At 67.4% G+C, this 19,719-nt stretch carries 19 protein-coding genes; 10 read left to right on the top strand and 9 right to left on the bottom strand.

Going from position 1 to position 19,719, the window contains the following annotated elements; translation table 11 throughout:
* Positions 1-7: 7 nt before the first annotated feature.
* Positions 8-964, bottom strand: coding sequence for an FKBP-type peptidyl-prolyl cis-trans isomerase (locus tag E0H92_RS28350; protein WP_131498431.1), 957 nt, complete (start codon positions 962-964; stop codon positions 8-10).
* A 309-nt stretch (positions 965-1,273) separates the two neighbouring features.
* On the opposite strand from E0H92_RS28350, the gene E0H92_RS28345 reads away from it, so the two are divergent.
* From E0H92_RS28345 to E0H92_RS28320, 6 genes are all read left to right on the top strand, one after another.
* Positions 1,274-3,163 carry an ABC transporter substrate-binding protein gene (locus E0H92_RS28345; protein ID WP_131469282.1) on the top strand — a complete coding sequence of 630 codons (1,890 nt, stop codon included), beginning with the start codon at positions 1,274-1,276 and terminating at the stop codon, positions 3,161-3,163.
* Between the two features lie 70 nt (positions 3,164-3,233).
* Entirely contained in the window at positions 3,234-4,301 is a 1,068-nt protein-coding gene (locus tag E0H92_RS28340) for an ABC transporter permease (protein WP_131469284.1), read from the top strand.
* Positions 4,298-5,149, top strand: a complete 852-nt coding sequence (locus tag E0H92_RS28335) for an ABC transporter permease (protein ID WP_131469286.1) — start codon at positions 4,298-4,300, stop codon at positions 5,147-5,149. The genes E0H92_RS28340 and E0H92_RS28335 overlap by 4 nt, the downstream gene beginning before the upstream one ends.
* 5 nt (positions 5,150-5,154) lie before the next feature.
* Positions 5,155-6,168, top strand: a complete 1,014-nt coding sequence (locus tag E0H92_RS28330; RefSeq protein ID WP_131469288.1) for an ABC transporter ATP-binding protein — start codon at positions 5,155-5,157, stop codon at positions 6,166-6,168.
* Positions 6,165-7,181: an ABC transporter ATP-binding protein gene (locus E0H92_RS28325; RefSeq protein WP_131469290.1), complete on the top strand. Its 1,017-nt coding sequence runs from the start codon at positions 6,165-6,167 to the stop codon at positions 7,179-7,181. The genes E0H92_RS28330 and E0H92_RS28325 overlap by 4 nt, the downstream gene beginning before the upstream one ends.
* Before the next feature lie 9 nt (positions 7,182-7,190).
* Entirely contained in the window at positions 7,191-7,403 is a 213-nt protein-coding gene (locus tag E0H92_RS28320) for a hypothetical protein (protein WP_131498430.1), read from the top strand.
* Between the two features lie 24 nt (positions 7,404-7,427).
* On the opposite strand, the gene pafA is transcribed toward E0H92_RS28320, so the two are convergent.
* Complete coding sequence (pafA, locus tag E0H92_RS28315; RefSeq protein ID WP_131291073.1) at positions 7,428-8,789, bottom strand: Pup--protein ligase; 1,362 nt, start codon at positions 8,787-8,789, stop codon at positions 7,428-7,430.
* Positions 8,790-8,921: 132 nt separating this feature from the next.
* Between pafA and E0H92_RS28310 the strand changes: the two genes are divergently transcribed.
* The 4 genes from E0H92_RS28310 to E0H92_RS28295 all read left to right on the top strand — a co-directional run bounded on the left by E0H92_RS28310 (position 8,922) and on the right by E0H92_RS28295 (position 12,924).
* On the top strand, positions 8,922-9,836 hold the full coding sequence (locus E0H92_RS28310; protein ID WP_238153524.1) for a hypothetical protein: 915 nt from the start codon (positions 8,922-8,924) through the stop codon (positions 9,834-9,836).
* Positions 9,837-9,930: 94 nt separating this feature from the next.
* The gene (locus E0H92_RS28305; protein ID WP_202873886.1) at positions 9,931-11,052 is read left to right on the top strand and encodes an alpha/beta hydrolase; all 1,122 of its coding nucleotides are present in this window, start codon (positions 9,931-9,933) and stop codon (positions 11,050-11,052) included.
* 23 nt (positions 11,053-11,075) lie between these two features.
* Entirely contained in the window at positions 11,076-11,993 is a 918-nt protein-coding gene (locus tag E0H92_RS28300; RefSeq protein ID WP_131469294.1) for a hypothetical protein, read from the top strand.
* A gap of 4 nt (positions 11,994-11,997) precedes the next feature.
* Positions 11,998-12,924, top strand: a complete 927-nt coding sequence (locus tag E0H92_RS28295) for a hypothetical protein (RefSeq protein WP_131498429.1) — start codon at positions 11,998-12,000, stop codon at positions 12,922-12,924.
* A gap of 6 nt (positions 12,925-12,930) precedes the next feature.
* Here E0H92_RS28295 and E0H92_RS28290 read toward each other — a convergent pair whose 3' ends face one another.
* From E0H92_RS28290 to ald, 7 genes are all read right to left on the bottom strand, one after another.
* Positions 12,931-13,665, bottom strand: a complete 735-nt coding sequence (locus E0H92_RS28290; RefSeq protein ID WP_131498428.1) for a pseudouridine synthase — start codon at positions 13,663-13,665, stop codon at positions 12,931-12,933.
* Positions 13,655-14,992, bottom strand: coding sequence for an SMC-Scp complex subunit ScpB (scpB, locus tag E0H92_RS28285; protein WP_238173639.1), 1,338 nt, complete (start codon positions 14,990-14,992; stop codon positions 13,655-13,657). Before scpB ends, E0H92_RS28290 begins: the two co-directional genes overlap by 11 nt.
* Entirely contained in the window at positions 14,989-15,882 is an 894-nt protein-coding gene (locus E0H92_RS28280) for a segregation and condensation protein A (RefSeq protein ID WP_420323497.1), read from the bottom strand. The genes scpB and E0H92_RS28280 overlap by 4 nt, the downstream gene beginning before the upstream one ends.
* Positions 15,883-15,971: 89 nt before the next feature.
* Positions 15,972-16,226, bottom strand: coding sequence for a hypothetical protein (locus E0H92_RS28275; RefSeq protein ID WP_420323253.1), 255 nt, complete (start codon positions 16,224-16,226; stop codon positions 15,972-15,974).
* A gap of 92 nt (positions 16,227-16,318) precedes the next feature.
* A complete protein-coding gene (locus E0H92_RS28270) occupies positions 16,319-17,398 on the bottom strand; it encodes a ParA family protein (RefSeq protein ID WP_238151109.1) in 1,080 nt (359 codons plus the stop codon).
* Positions 17,399-17,598: 200 nt separating this feature from the next.
* The gene (xerD, locus tag E0H92_RS28265; protein WP_131498755.1) at positions 17,599-18,531 is read right to left on the bottom strand and encodes a site-specific tyrosine recombinase XerD; all 933 of its coding nucleotides are present in this window, start codon (positions 18,529-18,531) and stop codon (positions 17,599-17,601) included.
* Positions 18,528-19,643, bottom strand: a complete 1,116-nt coding sequence (ald, locus tag E0H92_RS28260; RefSeq protein WP_131469302.1) for an alanine dehydrogenase — start codon at positions 19,641-19,643, stop codon at positions 18,528-18,530. Before ald ends, xerD begins: the two co-directional genes overlap by 4 nt.
* Positions 19,644-19,719 lie beyond the last annotated feature (76 nt).

Genomic DNA, 19,719 nt, shown 5'->3' with positions numbered 1-19,719 from the left:
TCGTGGACTACTGGCCGGTCTGCTTCGGGGCCGGGAAGGCGTTCAGGACGTCGATCACGGCGAACGCGTTGACGGCCTTGCCCGCCTGGTCCTTGGAGGCCGGGAGCTCGACCAGCACGCGGCTGCCGACCGGGATGCCGACGAAGCCGTCGAGCGGGCCGGCCTGGGCGCCGCCGACCGTCGGGAGCTGGTCCGTCGGTGCGGCCGGCTGCGCGGGGCTCTGCGCGGTGGCGGGCTGAGCGTCCCAGGTGCTGGCCTGCTTCTTGCCGGTGTAGTCGTAGATCACGAACCGGCCGACCAGCTGGTCGCCCTTCTCGATCGGCTTGCCCTTGCCCTGCGCGAACACGACCGGCTTGCCCGGCTTCGCCGGCGGCTTGGTACCGGCCGGGACCGTCACCTTCGGCGCGGCGTTCAGCGGGCCGGACACCTGGATCTTGGTGGTCGTCGACGGGGTGACCGGGTCGGCGTTCAACGGAGTGTCGTTACCGGCCGCGCCGACCAGGTCGACGACGAAGATCAGGGTGTCGTCGCCCTTGATGCCGGCCTTCTCACTGCCTTCGGACTTGTAGCCGTCGTCGGACGGGACGGAGAGCAGCACGCGGCTGCCGATCTTCTTGCCGACCAGGCCCTTGTCCCAGCCGCCGATGACGCTGCCGACACCGATCGGGAACGACGACGGCGCGCCGCGGTCGTAGGAGTTGTCGAAGACCTTGCCGTCGCGCCAGATCTGGCCGAGGTAGTTCGCGGTGAGCAGCTCGCCCTTCTTCACCTCGGGACCGTCGCCCTCCTTGAGGACCTCGGTCACCAGCTGCTTCTCCGGGTCGCCTTCGCGGTGGGTGATGGTCGGCTTCTGCCCGAAGTCCGAGGTCACCTTGATACCGCCGGCCCCGAACCCGTTGTCGCCACACGCGACCAGGGACGCCCCCAGCGCCGCGACTACAACGAAACTCAACAACTTGCGCACGAAACCAGCACCTCGAACCATCCCGGCGCGGTGGTGCGCCGATTGCCTCCGGTCAACAACGCGGACCACCCTAGCGGGCACCACCAAGCCCGGGATCAGCCACCGGCGTCACCGTTCGGTCACGTCACGCAACGTCGACAGCCGCGGTCCGGCCGGCGCTTCCCACGTCACGATCAGCGACGGGATGGCAGTTGCTCGAACAAACATGACCGTTTCGCGAACAACGGACTTTGCCCATCCTCTTTACTAAACCGCTCAACCTCGACAAGATCGGCAGCGGACGCCCCGCCCCGGTCGAGAGGATCGACAATGACGTTGCCGCGAGTGATCTGTCGCGCTGGAAAGCGCTTGCTAGCCTTGGTCTCGGTCTTCCTGGTGTTCACCTTGGTGGTCGCCTGCACCGCCGGCACGGCGGGTGGCGGAAGCCCTGCCGGGAACTCCGGCGGAGACGCCGCCGGCACCGCCGCGGCAGGCGACTCCAGCAAGTTCCTCACGTTCTTCCCGTGCTGCAGCTGGGGTACGACGTGGTCCTACAACCCGTACAACGTGAACCAGCTCGGCATCCAGAACGACTTCATCTCGATGCGGCTGGCGATCGTGAAGTCACCGAGCCTGACCGAGTTCATTCCACAGCTGGCCGACAAGTGGGCCGTCGAGAACGGCAAGCTCAACGTTCACCTGCGCGACGACGCAAAGTGGCAGGACGGCACCCCGGTGACGAGCAAGGACCTGCACGACACCGCCATCCTGAACGGGCTGCGCGGTGACGGGTTCTGGAGCGACATCACCGGCGTCGACGTCGTGGACGAGAAGACGGTCGCCTTCACCCTCAAGGAAGGGCAGCCGGAGTCACTGGCGAAACTGGACATCCTGAACTCGATCCGTCCGTACCCCTCCAGCGTCTACGGCAAGCTCGTCACCGACGGGCTGAAGCAGGACGTGGTCAAGTACTTCCGCACGCTGCAGCAGAGTCCGGAGCAGGCAGCGAAGCTTCCGGAGTTCAAGCGGATGGGCGACGCGTTCAAGAACCTGGCCCAGCTGAAGGTCGACAAGCTGATCGGCAACGGGCCGTTCCGGCTGGAGAACATCACCACCAAGGAAGCCAAGCTGGTCAAGTGGACCGACTTCTGGGACGCGGACAAGATCAAGTTCGCCGGCATCCGGTACCTGAACGGGGCCACGCAGACCGTCTACCCGCAGTTGTTCAGTGGCAACGTGCACCTGTCCAACGTGTACATGCCGCCGCCGATCCTGAACCGCTGGAAGACGACCCCCGACTCCAACACGGCTCTCCCGCTCGGCTTCGGGTTCACCATCGTCTTCAACAGCAACCAGAAGCCACTCGACTCCAAGGCGGTCCGCCAGGCACTCGCGTACGTGATTCCGCGGCAGCAGATCAGCGAGGCGGCGTACGGCACCGACGAGGCGGCCGGTGGTACCTGGAAGGAAGTCAACACGGGCATCTCGCCGACACTGGAGCAGATCTACCTCAAGCCCGAGCAGCTCGAGAAGCTGAACAAGTACCCGGTCGACCCGGCCAAGGCGACCGCACTGCTGCAGGGCGAGGGCTTCACCAAGAAGGGCGATCAGTGGATCAAGCCGGACGGCAAGCCGTTCACGCTGACCTTCACCGCCAACGCCGAAACCACCGACATCGTCACGTCGTTCAACTCCGCGGCCAAGGCACTGACCGCGTTCGGGATCAAGTCCGAGGTGAACGCGACCTCGGGGGCGCAGCAGGACGCCGACCAGCACAACGGCGACTTCCAGGCCGGCATGGCGTTCGTCGGTGGCAGCAACCCGATCGCGATGTACAACTCCCTGCTCGGCCCCGGCTACAACTTCACCCGGCTGGGCAACTACGCCGGCAAGCGCGGAATCGGGTTCGGTCCGAAGAAGAACGTCCCTGGTCTCGGTGAGGTCGACCTGGCCAGCACCATCGACCGGCAGGCGCGCACCGTCGAACCGGGCGACGAGATGAACAAGCAGGTCTGGAACTGGGCGCAACTGGTCAACGAAGAGGTGCCCTACATCTGGTACGCGACCAAGGTCTACCAGTTCCCGTTCTCCACCAAGGAGTTCACGAACTGGCCGCCGCTGGGCGACAACAAGTCCAGTGAACTGTGGGACATCATCAGCGCGGACATGAACGGTGGCCTCTCGCTGGCGATGCAGCAGGGCTACATCACCCCCAAGTAGTCCTTCACGCCTCCGATCGGCACCCGCCCGCGGGTGCCGATCGGTACTCCCCCGACCCCGGAAGGCGCTGATGGTTTCCTACGTCCTGAAACGACTGGCGATGTCGTTGCTGATCATCTACATCGTCATCTCCTTGTCGTTCTTCATGATCCGGATGATGCCCGGCAACCCGATGGCGGCACTGGAATCCCAGTTGCGGATGCAGGGCGGCCTGAGCGAGGTCGAGATCCAGCAACGGATCAACGCCATCTACAGCGTGACGCCGGACGCTCCGGTCTGGGAGCAGTACCTCCGGTACGTGTGGGGCGCGGTCCGCGGCGACCTCGGCCGCCCGATCACCAACCCGGGCACCACGGTGGTGGCGGTGATCGCCGAGGCCCTGCCCTGGACGATCATGGTGGTCGCGGTGTCGCTGATCATCAGCTTCATCATCGGCATCGCGGTCGGGGCGGTGATGGCCGCCTTCCAGAACAGCCGGTTCTCCCAGGCGATGACCTTCGTCGTCTCGTTCCTGAGCGCCGTACCGAGCTATCTGGTGGCGATCGCGCTGCTCTACGTCCTCACCAGCGTCTATCAGGTGTTCCCGTCCGGTGGCGCGTACGGCGTCGACGTCACGCCAGGGTTCAACGGCCAGTACCTGCTCAGCGTGCTCTATCACGCCATCCTTCCGATCGCCGCGTCGGTGATCACGTCGTTCGGCGGCTGGGCTCTGGGCATGAAGGGCAGCGCGGTCTCGGTGCTCGGCGCGGAGTACGTCCGAGCGGCCGAGTCCCGCGGCCTGAGCGATCGCCGCATCACCCAGTCCTACGTCGGACGCAACTCGATGCTGCCGATGGTGACGCAACTGGCCCTGTCCGTGGGCTTCATGTTCGGCGGTTCGGTCTTCATCGAGACCTACTTCCAGTACCCGGGCATCGGGTTCTACATGATCCAGTCGGTCGGCCAGCGCGACTACTCGTTGATGATGGGCTGCTTCGTGCTGATCACCGTGTCGGTGATCATCACCAATCTGCTGGTCGACCTGCTCTACCCGCTGGTCGACCCCCGGATCGCCAATCCGGCCGCGCGCGCCCGCGCCACCGACCAGGCCGCCGACCCCGATCAGGAAGTGCTGCCGGCAGGAGGTTCGATGGCATGAGATTTCTCAGCGACCTGTGGCGGATCCTGCGCCACGACAAGGGGGCCCTGATCGGCGGCGCGATCGTGCTGCTCTACTGCCTGGCGGCGATCTTCGGCCCGATCTTCGTCGAGGTGGGCAACGAGCAGGACGCGAGCCAGGCGTACCTGGCGCCGTCGTGGGAGCACCCGCTCGGCACCGACTCGCTCGGTCAGGGTGTGCTGTCCCAGATCATCGTGGGCACCCGGCCGATCATGATCGTCGGCGTGCTGTCCGCGGTGATCACGGTCTTCATCGGCGTGGCGATCGGCCTGCTGACCGGGTACGTCGGCGGAGCGGCCGACACGGTCATCATGCGCATCACCGACATCTTCCTGACGATCCCCGGCCTGCCGCTGATCATCGTGCTCGCCAGCGTGATCAACACGACCAACCCGGTCGTACTGGCCCTCATCCTGTCGATCACCGCCTGGGCCGGGCTGGCCCGGGCGATCCGGTCCCAGGCGATGAGTCTGCGCAGCAGGGAGTTCGTCGAAGCCGCCAAGCTGCAGGGCGTCTCGCTCAGCAACATGATCGGACGGCAACTGCTGCCGAACGTCGGGCCGTACGTCGCGATCCACTTCCTGCTGGCCATCACCGGGGCCATCTACGCGTCGGTGGGTCTGTTCCTGCTCGGTATCGCTCCGATCAGCGGCAACAACTGGGGCATCATGATCAACTTGGCGATGGCCCAAGGAGCGTTGTACACCACCGACAGCGCGTTCTACCTGTTCTCCCCGATGGCCGCGATCGTCATCTTGCAGGTTGCCTTCGTGTTCTTCTCCCGAGCGCTTGACAGCGTGTTCAACCCGAGGCTGCGTGTCCAGTGAACAGCATGCACATCGAAGACCAGACCCTGCTCGAGATCGACGACCTGACGGTCGCCTTCGGCGACGGCGCCGGCTCGGTGCGTGCCGTCGAGAACGTCAGCCTCTCGGTCGCCGCCGGTGAGATCTACGCCCTGGTCGGTGAGTCCGGCTGTGGCAAGTCCACCCTGGCGTACTCGATGTTGCAGATCGTGCCGCAGCCCGGCCGGGTGATCGGCGGCGACATCAGGTTCCGCGGCCGTGGCATGGTCGCGATGCCGAAGCGCGATCTCAACGCCCTGCGCGGTGCCGAACTGGCGATGGTCTTCCAGGGCGCGATGAACGCGTTCAACCCGGTCGTGACCATCGGTGCGCAGGTGGACCACATCCTGCAGGCGCATCCTGAGGTGTTCTCCGACCTCAAGGAGGGCCGCGAACACTTCGACCACCTGCTCGAGCTCGTCCAGCTGTCACCGAAGCGGATCTGGAAGGCGTTCGAGAGCCAGCTGTCGGGCGGGATGAAGCAGCGCGTGGCGATCGCCGTCGCCTTGTTGCTGAAGCCGTCCGTGGTGATCCTCGACGAACCGACCACGGCCCTGGACGTGCTCAACCAGCGCCTGGTGATCGACATCCTCAAGGATCTCCATCGCGACCTCGGGGTGACGATCGTCTTCGTCACGCACGACCTCGCGGTCGTCGCCGAGGTGGCCACCCGCGTCGCGGTGATGTACGCCGGGCGGCTGGTCGAGACCGGAACGGTCGAGGAGATCTTCAAGGCCGAACGCCGCCATCCGTACGTCGAGGCGCTGATCAACGCGATCCCGAGCGTGCTGGACGCCGGCCTCACGGTGCGGCCGATCGGCGGCGCGGTGCCGAATCTCGCCGACCTGCCGGCCGGGTGCCGGTTCGCTCCGAGGTGCAGGTCGGTGGAGGACCTCTGCCGGCAGACCGAGCCCCCACTGCTCGGCGACGGAGGTGGCCACCTCGTGGCCTGCCACGTCGCGAACCGCGAAATCGTACCGATGGAGGTGTCGAAGGCATGAGCCTGCTCGACGTGCAGAACGTGACGCACACCTACGACACGGGCAACGGCCGGCCGGTACTGCACAACGTCGAGCTGTCCACCCAGGAGGGCGAGATCGTGGCCCTGGTGGGCGAGTCCGGCTGCGGCAAGACCACGCTGGGTCGGCTGATCGCCGGACTGCACGAACCCAGCGGCGGCAGCATCTCCTTCGAAGGCAGCGACATCGCGGGCCTGAAGGGCAAGCGGCGCACGGAGTGGCGGCGTCAGGTCCAGATGGTGCACCAGGATCCGTACGGTTCGCTGAACCCGGGACTGACCATCGGCAGTACGTTGGCGCCCGGCCTCCTGCGGCACAAGCTGGCGAACCGCCGTACCGTCCAGGCCGAGATGATCACGTTGCTGCAGCAGGTCGGGCTGGACGCCACACCGGCGTTCCTGCAGCGGTATCCGCACCAGCTGTCCGGTGGCCAGCGACAGCGGGCGTCGATCGCTCGCGCGATCAGCTTGCAGCCGAAGCTGATCGTCGCCGACGAGGTGACCAGCATGCTGGACGTGTCGATGCGCGTCGCGATCCTCGACCTGCTGCTCTCGTTCCAGCGCGAGCGTGGCATCGGATTCGTGTTCATCAGCCACGACTTCGGGGTGGTTCGGTACTTCGCGCAGGGCGGGCGCATCGCGGTCATGTTCTACGGCCACATCGTCGAAGAAGGCCCGGTCGAGGAGCTGATCAAGACCCCCAGCCACCCGTACACGCACATGCTGCTCCAGGCGATCCCCGTCCCGGACCCGGTCCTGGTCCGCAAACGAGACGCCGAGGGCGGCGGCTCCGAGCGTCTGGTCGGCGAGCCCGCGACGAAGGGTTGTGTGTTCTCCAACCGGTGTCCGCTGGTCCAGGACGTCTGCCGCAAGGAGGCTCCGCCGCTCGAGGACATCGGCACGGGGCACCGGACCGCCTGTTTCTTCCACGACGAAATCCCACCGCTGAAGCACCTCGCCGCCGACGGGGCGAGCCCGCAAGCGGCGCGGTCGTAGGGTTCGGCCATGACGAGAACGGCGGCCAGGGTCCTGCTGCGGATCGGCATCGGTCTGCTGATCATGTCGTTGCTGATCCGGCCGGCGATTCAGACCCCGCACGGGATGATGGGAGACAACTTCGCCATCATCGCCTGCCTGGCGCTGATCCTCACCGCCGCGCTCGGGATCAAGTTCGCTCCCGACGAACAGCCCGGCCGGAAGCGCCACGGCGACGAGTGACGTTCGCGACGCCGGGCGCTCAGCTCACATACTGGCGATCAGCTTTTCGACTCTTTCGTCGTGGCTCTTGAAGGGGTCTTTGCACAGGACTGTGCGCTGTGCCTGGTCGTTGAGCTTCAGGTGCACCCAGTCGACGGTGAAGTCCCGGCGCCGCTCCTGGGCCCGCTTGATGAACTCGCCGCGCAGCCGCGCCCGCGTGGTCTGCGGCGGCACCGACTTGGCCTCGAAGACCCGCAGGTCGTCGACCACCCGGGTGACCGCGCCCCGGCGCTCGAGCAGGTAGTACAACCCGCGCGGCCGGTGGATGTCGTGGTACGCCAGGTCGAGCTGCGCGACCCGCGGGCTGGCCAGACCGAGGTTGTTCTGCGACCGGTACCGCTCGATCAGCCGGTACTTGATCACCCAGTCGATCTCGCGCTCGATCCCGGACAGGTCGCCGGACTCGATCGCCTTCAGCGTCCGCTCCCACAGCGACAGCGCCCGCTCGACGGCCGGTGTCCCGAGCTCGCGGCGGTCGACGAAGTCGCGCGCCTTGGTCAGGTACTCCGTCTGGATGTCCAGCGCCGACGCCTCGCGCCCGTTCGCCAGCCGGACCTCGCGGCGGCCGGTCATGTCGTGGCTGATCTCGCGGATCGCCCGGATCGGGTTGTCCAGGGTCAGGTCGCGCATCACGATGCCGGCCTCGATCATCCGCAGCACCAGGTCCGTGCTGGCCACCTTGAGCAGCATCGTGGTCTCGGACATGTTCGAGTCGCCGACGATCACGTGCAGCCGGCGGAACCGCTCGGCGTCCGCGTGCGGCTCGTCACGGGTGTTGATGATCGGCCGGGACCGGGTGGTCGCGCTGGAAACGCCTTCCCAGATGTGCTCGGCGCGCTGCGACACGGAGTACACCGCGCCGCGCGGCGTCTGCAGCACCTTGCCGGCGCCGCAGATCAGCTGCCGGGTGACCAGGAACGGGATCAGCACGTCGGCCAGCTTGGCGAAGTCGCCGTGCCGGCTGACCAGGTAGTTCTCGTGGCAGCCGTAGCTGTTGCCGGCCGAGTCGGTGTTGTTCTTGAACAGGTAGACGTCGCCGAAGATGCCTTCGTCGTGCAGCCGCTTCTGCGCGTCCACCAGCAGGCCTTCGAGGATTCGCTCGCCGGCCTTGTCGTGCGCGATCAGGTCGGTGACCGAATCGCACTCCCCGGTCGCGTACTCCGGGTGGGAGCCCACGTCGAGGTAGAGCCGGGCCCCGTTGCGGAGGAAGACGTTGCTGCTCCGCCCCCAGGACACGACCCGCCGAAACAGGTACCGCGCCACCTCGTCCGGGGTCAGTCGCCGCTGCCCGCGGAACGTACAGGTGACGCCGTACTCGTTCTCCAGACCGAAGATTCGCCGGTTCACATCACCCACACTACGGCGCACTTCCGACAACCGGGGGGTGTCTCAGGCGCGCCGTCGTACGGCGTTATCCCTTTGATGCCCGCAACAATCGGGTGTCCGCCCGCATCGTGACCACTGACGAAAGGATTTCAGATGCTCAAATACGGGCGAATGCTCGCCGCCGGGGGGCTGCTGGCAGCAGGGTTCGCGGCTGCACCCGCCAGTGCGGCACCGGCAACCCCCTCCGCTGTGTGCTCGCTGCGGCTGGGCTCGGTCACTCCTGGTGGTGACCACACCTTGCAAACCATTACCGCGGCTCCTTCCGCCACTGTCCGGCGGCTGGGCCCGATGAATCTCTACCCGGACGGGCAGGCACATCTGCCCACTTCGGTGCGCACTGAGCTCGTGGTACCGGCCGGCGAGCAGCGCACCGGCCTGGTGGCTCTCGGACCGCGCATGTACGGCACCAGCTACATGACCGACGGCACCGGAGTCTCCGTCGTACCGGGCACCGTCAAGGAGACGCTGGTCGGTGGCGGCTGGGACGAGCTGCACAAGTACGTCGAGCTCAGCCGGTACTCCACGACGGGCTTCAGCCGGTCCAACGTCTACTCACTGATCAACCAGTTCACCGACGGCCTGATCGCTCGCTGGACCGTCACCCCGAGCGGCTGGAAGTACTACACCACCTTCGGCGGCTTCAGCTCGGTCAAGACGATGACGCTGATCGGTCAGGGGCGTACGTACGACACGTTCCTGGCGACGACGAACGGCGGCGCGCTCTACACGGTTCAGGTTCCCACGGGCTCCGGGAAGCCGGTGGTGACGAAGGTCCGCACCTCGACCTGGCAGGGCTTCGAGACGCTCATCGCGGAGAAGTGCGGCAACAACGGGACTCTGCTGCTCGGTATCGACAAGGACACCGGCACCGGCTACCTGTACGCCGTCGGCCACGCCAACGGCGCCGCCACGGTCATCAAGGGCCTGGGCAAGGTCCCGACCACCTTCCCGGCCGAGGACTCGTACTTCCGCTACTACAACGCCGGCACCCAGCTGACCGGCGCCTGACCGCCACCGGCGTCTCCACCCGGAGCTGGAAGTCCGGGTGGAGATGCTGCTGGTTCAGCTGACCTGTGCTGTGCAGCGTGCCAGCGTCGTCGTCATGAGACGACGAACCTTCCTCACCGCCACCGCCACCGCCGCCTCCGCCCTGACAGGTGCTCTCCCGGCGTCCGCGGCGACCGACCTGACACTCCGACTGCCCGCTCCCACCGGCCGCCGGCACGTGGGTACGACGACCCGCGCACTGGTCGACCCGAACCGCTCCGACCCGTGGAACGGCGCACCCACCCGTGAGGTCGCGCTAACGGTCTTCTACCCGGCCACCGTCGTACGCGGGTACCAACGCGCGCCCCAGCTCGCACCGGCCGCAGCAGAGGTCTTCAAGGGCCTGGACGCCGGTGTGCTCCACCCGGAGCTCCCGACCAGTGGCGTGAACTGGGCCGCCACCCTGACCCATTCGTACGTCGACGCGCCGCCTCTGCCCGGACGACGGCCCACGCTGCTCTACAGCCCGGGTGGTGCGGACCCGCGGACCATCGGCACCTCTCTGGCCGAGGAGCTGGCCAGCCACGGGTACGTCGTACTCACGCTTGACCACCCGGGTGAGGCGAGTGAGGTGGTGTTCCCGGACGGACGGCTCCGGGTCATCGAGATCGGACCGGACGTGCAGACGGACCCAGTGCGGTCGCGGCTGATGATGGACACGCGCTTCGCCGACCTGCGGTTCGTACTCGACCACCTGTCGGATGTGCACGAGTCGATCGACCTGCGTCGTGTCGGTGTCTATGGGCACTCAGCTGGTGGTGCGACCGCCGCAGTGTCCCTGGAGCACCCACAGGTTCGTGCAGCCGCCAATCTGGAGGGCTACCTGGACACACTCGACGGTGAGCTCTATCCGATCGCCCAGCACGGCACCCGCAAGCCGCTGCTGCTCGCCGGCACGGACGGGTTCCGGGACGACCGTTTCGACCGCACCTGGTCGGCGGTGCTCTCCCACGGCGGCCCGGTACGGCGTGTGCAGCTGTCCGACGCGAACCACTGGATCTGGACGGACTACGCCACACTCGCGCCGCAACTGCAGTCCGCCGGCCTGATGACGCCGGCCGCGCGGGCCAAGCTAATCGGTGCGTCGAGCTGCGGCGTACCCGCCGTACGACGGCTGGTTCGGGAGTTCTTCGATCGGTTCCTAACCTTTCCGGGACAGTCGGCATCGAGTGGATGACACGACTCCTCGAAGGGGGCTGCATGAACAGAGGGCGGATCGCCGCGGGTGCGCTGGGCGCGGCGATGACGGCGGCAGCGCTGGTGCCGGTACCGGTACAGGCTGCGGCCGGGCAGGCGAGCGCGGCCTGTTCCATGACGCTGGGCACGGTGACCGTGCAGGGCGATCACAAGTTCCAGAAGATCACCGCGACCACACCGGTGACGGCGGGTACGCCGAGCGTCGGGCCGAAGGGGTTGTTCCCGGTCGACCAGGTGCGGCTCGCGACCTCGGTCGGATGGGAGCCGGATCCGCCGGTCGCCATGCTCGATCGCGGGTACGTGGTGATGGGGACGGACCTGTACCGGTTTAGCTACGCCACCGTCGGCGGTCAACTCGACCCTGACTCGGTGCAGAAGTCGAAGGTGGGTGGCGGCTGGATCCACCAGACGTACCTGGAGCAGTCGACCTACTACGGCACCAAGACACGCTCCAATGCCTACGCGTTGCAGGGCGACGTCGTCACGCGCTGGACCGTGGAGGGGTCCGTCTGGCGCAGCAGAGCGACGTACACCGGGTTCTCAGCGGTGAAGACGCTGACGCTGATCAGCCAGACCGCGACGTACGACACGTTCCTCGCCAACACCCGCGGCGGGGCGCTGTACACGATCCGGATCCCGCTGAGCGGCAAGCCGGTGGTCAAGAAGGTGCGTGCGTCGACGTGGCAGACGTTCGAGACGCTGATCGCCGAGAAGTGCGGCTCCCAGAGCACACTGCTGCTGGCCATCGACAGGGACACCCGGCGCGGCTACCTGTACGCCGTCAGCCACGCCAACGGGACCGCCACGGTCATCAAGGGACTAGGGCGTATCGGGGATCAGCTGGCCGCACCTGAGGACAAGACGTACTTCCGCCGCTACCCCGGCAGCGCAGAGGCCAACCTCCAACTCTACGGAGAGTGACTACATGATCAGGAAGCGTGCAGCAGGGCTGGTCGGACTGGCGCTGGCCGCCGGAGCGCTCGTGCAAGCAGAGCCCGCCACTGCTGCTCCGACTGAAGGTCCAGGGTTCTGCCAGCTGTCACTGGGCTCGACCACTAGCGAAGGCGACCTCATCCTGCGGACCATGTACGGTGTGACCCCGCCGGGCGCCAGCCCGAGCAGGTGGGGCGGCAAGGACCTGCTGCCGGACAACCAACTCCGGGTGGCCAGCGGGATCGGCACCCAGACGAACGCCGACCAGACCGGTGAGAGCCGCCGGCAGTACGTCGTACTCGGGTCCACCCTCAACCTGCTGACCTACACGGTGAACGGGTTCTGGGGCGAGGTCGATCCGGCCACCGTGAAGCGGACCGCGATCGGCGGCGGCTGGGGCGACGTCCGTTACCTGGAGAGCTCCCGCTTCAACCGCGGCACCACACTGGTCCGCCAGAACATGTACGCCGTCCTGGGCGACACCATCCTGCGCTGGAACGTCGTCAACGGGACGTCGTTCGCCCAGAAGACGACGTACGCCGGGTTCAGCGCGGTGAAGACGATGACGCTGATCAGCCAGACCGCGACGTACGACACGTTCCTCGCCAGCACACGCCTGGGGGCGCTCTACACGATCCGGATCCCGCTCACGGGGAAGCCGGTGGTGAAGGTCGTGCGGCGCTCCACGTGGCAAGGGTTCGAGGCGCTGGTCGCGGACGGCATCACCTGCGGCGACAACACGATCGTGGTGGGCGTGGACAAGGAGACCGGTACGCCGTACCTGTACGAGTTCGGGCACGCCAACGGGACGGCGACCGTGATCAAGGCGCTCGGTAAGGTGCCGCGGACGTTCAACGAGGTGGCGTACTCGCGGGTCTTCGCCGACAACCAGGAGTACGAGCAGCTGTTCGGCGAGTAGACCGTGTCAGAGGTCTACGAGGTCGAGGAGCTGGCCTAGTTCGGGTGGGTCGAGTTCGCGGAGCTGGCCGGTGTGGAGGTTTCCGCGGCGGACGGGGCCGATCGCGGTCCGGGTCAGCCGCTTCACCGGGTGACCGACCGCGTCGAACATCCGGCGGACGATCCGGTTGCGGCCCTCGTGGAGCGACATCTCCACGAGGGTCCGGCCGGGCACCGTCGAGACGATCTTCACGGTGTCCGCGCGGGCCGGGCCGTCGTCGAGCTCGACACCGTCCAGGAGCGTGCGCAGTACCGCCGGTTTGACGTTGCCCTCGACCTCGGCGACGTACGTCTTGGAGACCTCGTACGACGGGTGCGCGAGGCGGTGTGCGAACTCGCCGTGGTTGGTGAGCAGCAGCAGACCCTCGGTGTCGGTGTCGAGCCGGCCGATGTGGAACAGCCGCTCGGGACGGTCCTCCACGAAGTCGGTGATACACGGCCGCCCTTGCGGGTCGGACATCGTGGTCACGACGCCGCGGGGCTTGTTCAGCACGAGGTAGACGTGCGCACTCACCGGCGGAATCCGCGCACCGTCGACCCGGATGACCGCCGTCTCAGGATCCACCCGGACCCCGAACTCCGTCACCACCCGCCCGTCGACCTCGACCCGCCCCTCCTCAATCAAAATCTCCGCGCTCCGCCGAGAGGCCACCCCCGCCCGAGCCAAAACCTTCTGCAACCGAACCCCACCGTCATCCCCCATCCCGCACCCCAGCCTCCACGTCTACATCCTCGGAGTCCCCGTCCTCGGAGTCCCCGTCCTCGGAGTCCCCGAAGTCCTCGTCCGCGGAGTCGTCGTCCCCGACCTCACCCTCGCCGACAGAGCTGTTGACCGCAGCTGCCCCCGCGTCCGCACCCGCCCCGTCCTCGCCTTCGGCGGTGCTGCTGTCGATCGCAGGTACGGCGGCGTCCTCGCCTACCCCGTCCTCCGCGTTTAGCGCGTCCCCGCCCACGACGGAGCTGCTGCTGCTCACGGGCGCGGCGGCTTCCTCACTCACCTCATCCTTGGCGTCCTGCGCGTCTTCGCCTTCGGCGGAGCTGCTGTCGGTCGCAGGTACGGCGGCGTCCTCGCCTGCCCCGTCCTCGGCGTCCAGCGCGTCCCCACCCTTGGCCGAGCTGCTGCTGGTTGCAGGTGTGGTGGCTTCCTCATCTGTCTCGTGCTCGGCGTCTTCTGCTGCTTTTGTTTCTGGTTCTGGGTCTGAGGTGGGTGGGAGGGTTTGGGCGGCCAGTTCGTCCTCGATGTCGTCCATGTCGGGGAGGTACGGGGCCAGTTCGGGGAGGTCGTCGAGGGACTGCATGCCCATGCGTTCCAGGAAGTACGTCGTCGTCCGGTACAGGGTCGCTTGCGACTCGGTATCCGAGCCGGCTTCCTCCACCAGGCCGCGGGCGACGAGCGTCCGCATCACGCCGTCCACGTTCACTCCGCGGATCGCGGAGACCCGGGCCCGGCTGACCGGTTGCTTGTACGCGACCACGGCGAGGGTTTCGAGCGCAGCCTGGGTGAGGCGCGCCTGCTGACCGTCGAGGACGAAGCGTTCGACATACGGCGCGGCCTCGACGCGGGTGTAGTACCGCCAGCCGCCGCCCACCTCACGCAGGTCGAATCCACGCCCCTGCTCGGTGTACTCCGCCGCCAGCTCCTCCAGCGCCCCAGCCACATCCCCCGTCGGACGGCCAACCGCACGAGCCATCGTCAGCACCGGCAACGGCTCGTCCGTCACCATCAGAATCGCCTCGAGCGCCCGCCGCATCGTCTCGTCGTCGACAACAACCTCGTCCCCCACCGGCACCGCCGTCTGCCCCGGCGGCAAATGCTCCTCATCAGCACCCGCCTCGTCAGCAGCCTCCTCCACCGCGTCGGCGCTCTCGGCATCCACCGCCTCTGCGGTGCCCGCGTCATCGGTCGACTCGGTCGCGACGGCCTCCTCGGGCTGGGGAGGATTGCTGGCCGATTCGGGGGTAAAACCCTCCCCAACCTCCTCGTCGGACGATGCCGGGGTGGTGGTGGAGGGGTCGTGGGTGTTGGTCACTGGGTTGCCGTCTCGGGTTCGTCTGGGGCGGGGGGTTGGATGTCGGATTCGTCGGTGAGGCTCTCACCGGGTTCGAGGAAGTGCGTGTCGTCCTCGACGACCGGGGCCTCGCCGGATTCGTCGGCGGGTTGCTGTTCCTCGTCGAACTCGTCGCTGACCGCGATCTCGCCTTCGTCGGTCCCGGTCCACCGAATGGTCAGTTCCCCCAACGGCGTGACCTGATCAAACGTCACAGCAGCCTCGCGGAACAGCTCCAGCAACGCCAAGAACCGGCACACCGTGGTGACAGTGTCCGGCGAGTCAGCCACCAGCGACCGGAACGTAGTGCTCCGCTGCCGCCGCAACCGATCGACGATCACCTCAGCCTGCTCCCGCACCGTCACAGCCGGCGCGTGCAGGTGAGCCAGCGAAACCCCAGGAGGTACGTCGTCCTTGGGCGCCATCGCCTTCGCCGCCAGCGCCGCCAACCCAGCCGGGTCAAGCCCGAGCAACACCTCAGGCAGCAGCTCAGCGAACCGCGGCTCCACCCCCACCGCGCGCGGGAACCGGCGCGACTCGACCGCCATCCGCTCCTGCACCAGCGCCGCGATCTGCTTGAACGCCCGGTACTGCAGCAGCCGCGCGAACAGCAGGTCCCGCGCCTCGAGCAGCGCCAGGTCCTCGTCGTCCTCGACCTCGCCCTTCGGCAGCAGCCGCGCCGCCTTCAGGTCGAGCAGGGTCGCCGCGATCAGCAGGAACTCCGAGGTCTGGTCGAGGTCCCACTCCGACCCCAGCGCCTTGATGTGCGCGATGAAGTCGTCGGTGATCACCGAGAGCGCGATCTCGGTGATGTCCAGCTTGTGCTTCGAGATCAGCTGCAGCAGCAGGTCGAACGGCCCCTCGAAGTTCACCAGGTGAACACTGAACCCTTTGCCCTCAGCAACAGCCGGAGCAGTGTCGGTTCCGAGGTCCAAAGGCAACGAGTCCGAGGAGGACACGGTCACTCCGACGCCTTCAGCCGCCGTACCAGCACCGAGTCCGGCCCGTGGTCGACGAAGTCGGCGAGCAGGACGTCGATCGCCTCCCGGACGATCCGGCCCCGGTCGGCCGTCAGGCCGTGCTCCGCGCGCAGCGCGAGTCTGGTCTGTTCCAATCCGAGCAGCTCTTCTTCCGTCACGTACACGGTGATCTTCGTGTCGTGCCGGATCCGACCACTCGACTTCCGGTCGTCGACGACCGCGGTACTGGACCGCACAGTCGAGGACGGTCCGTCGGTGGTGGTGCGCTTCTCGGGTCTGGTCTGCTTCGGTGCCGCACCCCCGAAGAGTTCACTGGCACCTGGCAGGCTCACCCGGCGGGACAACGCGCCAGCACCTCCTTGGCAAGGTCGCGGTACTGCGTAGCCGCTTGGGACGAGGGCGCGTACGTCGTGATCGGTTCGCCGACGACCGTGGTCTCGGGGAACTTGACGGTACGCCGGATGACGGTGTGGAAGACGCGTTCGTCGAAGGCCTGGACCACCCGGTCGAGGACCTCCCGGGCGTGCGTCGTCCGCCCGTCGAACATGGTGCCGAGGATCCCGACGATCTCCAGCTTGGGGTTCAGCCGGTCCTGCACCTTGGCGATCGTGTCGGTGAGCATCGCCAGGCCGCGGAGCGCGAAGAACTCGCACTCGAGCGGTACGACGATGCCGTTCGACGCGGTCAGCGCGTTCACGGTGAGCAGTCCGAGCGACGGGGCGCAGTCGATCAGGATCACGTCGTACAGCGGGATGATCGGGTCCAGCACCCGCTGCAGCGTGTACTCGCGGGCCACCTCCTGGACCAGCTGGACCTCGGCCGCCGACAGGTCGATGTTGGCCGGCAGCAGGTCGAGGTTCTCCACCCGGGTCGGCTGGATCACCTCGTCCGGGGTGATGTCGCGCTGCATCAGCAGGTTGTAGACCGACAGCTCGAGGTCGTGCGGCTGGACGCCGAGACCGATCGAGGCGGAGCCCTGCGGGTCGAAGTCGATCAGCAGCACCTTGCGACCGGTCTCGGCGATCGCCGCGCCGAGGTTGATCGTGGTGGTGGTCTTGCCCACGCCGCCCTTCTGGTTGCACATCGCGATCACCTGCGCCGGGCCGGTCTTGGTCGGTGGCTGCGGCACCGGCAGGTCCGGCTGCGGCCGGCCGGTCGGCCCGATCTTGTGACGCGGACCGTTCGGGTCGTTCACGGGTGCGAGGTCCTCCGCGGTGAGCTTGGCCGTCGGCTTCGGCATCTCCGCATAGTTGTCGGGCAGGCCCCGCGGCGCTGTGGGCGCCGGCCGCGGCGGGCTGCTGGGTGGGGTCGTCGGTGGCATGCTGATCGGCTGGGCCGGCCCGGCCGGCTCTGATACCGGAAGGTGGCCCATCACGTGTTCGGTGCCCGGGAATGTCGACTCGTTCATGACTCGTCAAACCTTTCAACCGATACGGGCGATCCCAGCGACTGTAAGCGTGCATTCAAGCACTCTCAACCAGCCACTCCGCACCGGGGTGGGGCTGTTTGTCGACAAAGCTCCGAACTCGGCCGATCACCCTCGCCGGATCACCGCCCGTGACGAGATGATCGCACACCGTCCACGCGCCCCGGTCACCGGGGTAGCCCTCAGGAGGAGAGCGCCCGGGGGTGTGAGGTGGCGTAGACCTCGCGGAGCTTGTCGACCGTCACCAGCGTGTAGACCTGAGTCGTCGTCACGGACGCATGTCCCAGCAGCTCCTGGACCACGCGTACGTCGGCTCCGCCGTCGAGCAGATGTGTCGCGTACGAGTGCCGCAGCGTGTGCGGGGAGATCTCCTTCGAGATCCCGGCCCGCTGGGCAGCGCGACGCAGTACCGTCCAAGCGCTTTGCCGGGACAGGCGGCCGCCGCGGGCGTGCAGGAAGAGCGCAGGGGTGCCGCGACCGCGTGACACCAGGTCGGGGCGTCCACGGACCAGGTACGCCGACAGCGCCTCGCGGGCATAGGTGCCGACCGGTACGACCCGCTCCTTGCTGCCCTTACCGCGTAGCAGCACCGCACCGGCGTCCAGGTCGATGTCGTCGACGTCCAGCCCGACCGCCTCCGAGATACGGGCGCCCGTGCCGTACAGGAACTCGAGCAACGCCGCATCCCGTGTTGCCAGCACAGCAGGCTCCGCCTCGGCCCCTGCGGCCGCTGAGAGGATCCTGGTCACCTCGTCGACAGACAAAGCCTTGGGCAGCCGCTGCGGCGGCACAGGTGGCTTCACAGCCGCAGCCGGGTCCACTGCGGTCAGTCCCTCGCGCACACAGAACTTGTGGAAGCCACGGACCGCCACCACGGTCCGGCCCGCACTGGATGCGGTCAGTGGCGGGTGGTCGGCGTCGCCCTCGCGCAAACGCATCAGGAAGTCGCTGACCACGGCCTCCGTGATCCGGCCGAGGTCGTCGACGTCGACGCTTGCCAGGTAGCCGCCGTACCGGCGCAGATCACGCCGGTACGACGCCAAAGTGTTGGCGGCCAGGCCGCGTTCCACCGTCAGGTGGTCCAGGTAAGCGCCAACCGCTCTGGTGATGCTCAGACCAGCACCTCGTCGAGCTTCAGCTGCGACAGGTCGTGCGCTTCGGCGACCGGACCGTAGGTGACGTGCCCGTCGAACGTGTTCAGGCCGAGCGCCAGGCTGTGGTCCTGCTTCAGCGCCTCCCGCCACCCGAGGTTCGCCAGCTCGATCGCGTACGGCAGCGTCACGTTGGTGAGCGCGTACGTCGACGTGTTCGGCACCGCGCCGGGCATGTTCGCGACGCAGTAGAACAGCGAGTTGTGCACCTTGTAGACCGGGTCGGCGTGCGTGGTCGGCCGCGAGTCCTCGAAGCAGCCGCCCTGGTCGATCGCGATGTCGACGAGCACGCTCCCCGGCTTCATCCGGCTGACCATGTCGTTGGTGACCAGCTTCGGCGCCTTGGCGCCCACCACCAGCACCGCGCCGATGACCAGGTCGGCCTCGAGGACCGCCTTCTCGATCTCGAACGCGTTCGACGCGATCGTGAGCAGGTGCCCCTGGTAGATCTGGTCGGCCTGCCGCAGCCGTGCGATGTTGCGGTCGAACAGCTGCACCTGCGCCTGCATACCGAGCGCGATCGCGGCCGCGTTCATCCCGGAGACACCGGCGCCGAGGATGACCACGCGCGCCGGGTGTACGCCGGACACGCCGCCGAGCAGCACGCCACGGCCGCCGCCCTGCGCCATCAGGTGGTACGCACCGGACTGCGGCGCCAGCCGGCCGGCTACCTCGCTCATCGGCGCCAGCAGCGGCAGAGTGCCGTCCGGCAGCTGCACTGTCTCGTAGGCGATTCCGGTGGTACCCGACTTCAGCAGCGCGTCGGTGCAGTCCTGGCTGGCGGCGAGGTGCAGATACGTGAACAGCACCTGGTCCCGCCGCATCCGGTGGTACTCCTCCGCCACCGGCTCCTTGACCTTGAGCACCAGCTCCGCGTCGGCCCAGACATCGTCCGCCTCCGGCACGATCCGCGCCCCGGCGGCGACGAACTCGTCGTCCGGGATCAGCGAACCGGCGCCCGCCCCCTGCTCGATCAGAACCTCGTGCCCGCTGCGTACGAACTCGTGCACACCGGACGGGGTGATCGCCACCCGGTACTCGTGGTTCTTGACTTCCTTCGGTACTCCGACCTTCACAACTCGCCCTTCTTTCACGCTCCAGGAGTGCGGCCCACGTCGTTGTGTCCGCGGCCCGGCGGTTGAGGGGAGTGCC

Origin of the sequence: Kribbella speibonae, from assembly GCF_004331375.1 — a bacterium.
Classification (GTDB): Bacteria; Actinomycetota; Actinomycetes; order Propionibacteriales; family Kribbellaceae; genus Kribbella; species Kribbella sindirgiensis.
This window is presented reverse-complemented; position numbering and strand designations above follow the sequence as displayed.

Bases quoted from the DNA above. Each gene is read 5' to 3' on its own strand.
- E0H92_RS28300 (WP_131469294.1), top strand. From the start codon at position 11,076: ATGAACAGAGGGCGGATCGCCGCGGGTGCGCTGGGCGCGGCGATGACG.
- E0H92_RS28335 (WP_131469286.1), top strand. From the start codon at position 4,298: ATGAGATTTCTCAGCGACCTGTGGCGGATCCTGCGCCACGACAAGGGG.
- E0H92_RS28325 (WP_131469290.1), top strand. From the start codon at position 6,165: ATGAGCCTGCTCGACGTGCAGAACGTGACGCACACCTACGACACGGGC.
- E0H92_RS28290 (WP_131498428.1), bottom strand. From the start codon at position 13,665: ATGGGGGATGACGGTGGGGTTCGGTTGCAGAAGGTTTTGGCTCGGGCG.
- E0H92_RS28320 (WP_131498430.1), top strand. From the start codon at position 7,191: ATGACGAGAACGGCGGCCAGGGTCCTGCTGCGGATCGGCATCGGTCTG.
- E0H92_RS28295 (WP_131498429.1), top strand. From the start codon at position 11,998: ATGATCAGGAAGCGTGCAGCAGGGCTGGTCGGACTGGCGCTGGCCGCC.
- E0H92_RS28310 (WP_238153524.1), top strand. From the start codon at position 8,922: ATGCTCAAATACGGGCGAATGCTCGCCGCCGGGGGGCTGCTGGCAGCA.
- E0H92_RS28270 (WP_238151109.1), bottom strand. From the start codon at position 17,398: ATGAACGAGTCGACATTCCCGGGCACCGAACACGTGATGGGCCACCTT.
- E0H92_RS28340 (WP_131469284.1), top strand. From the start codon at position 3,234: ATGGTTTCCTACGTCCTGAAACGACTGGCGATGTCGTTGCTGATCATC.
- E0H92_RS28330 (WP_131469288.1), top strand. From the start codon at position 5,155: ATGCACATCGAAGACCAGACCCTGCTCGAGATCGACGACCTGACGGTC.
- E0H92_RS28305 (WP_202873886.1), top strand. From the start codon at position 9,931: ATGAGACGACGAACCTTCCTCACCGCCACCGCCACCGCCGCCTCCGCC.
- E0H92_RS28345 (WP_131469282.1), top strand. From the start codon at position 1,274: ATGACGTTGCCGCGAGTGATCTGTCGCGCTGGAAAGCGCTTGCTAGCC.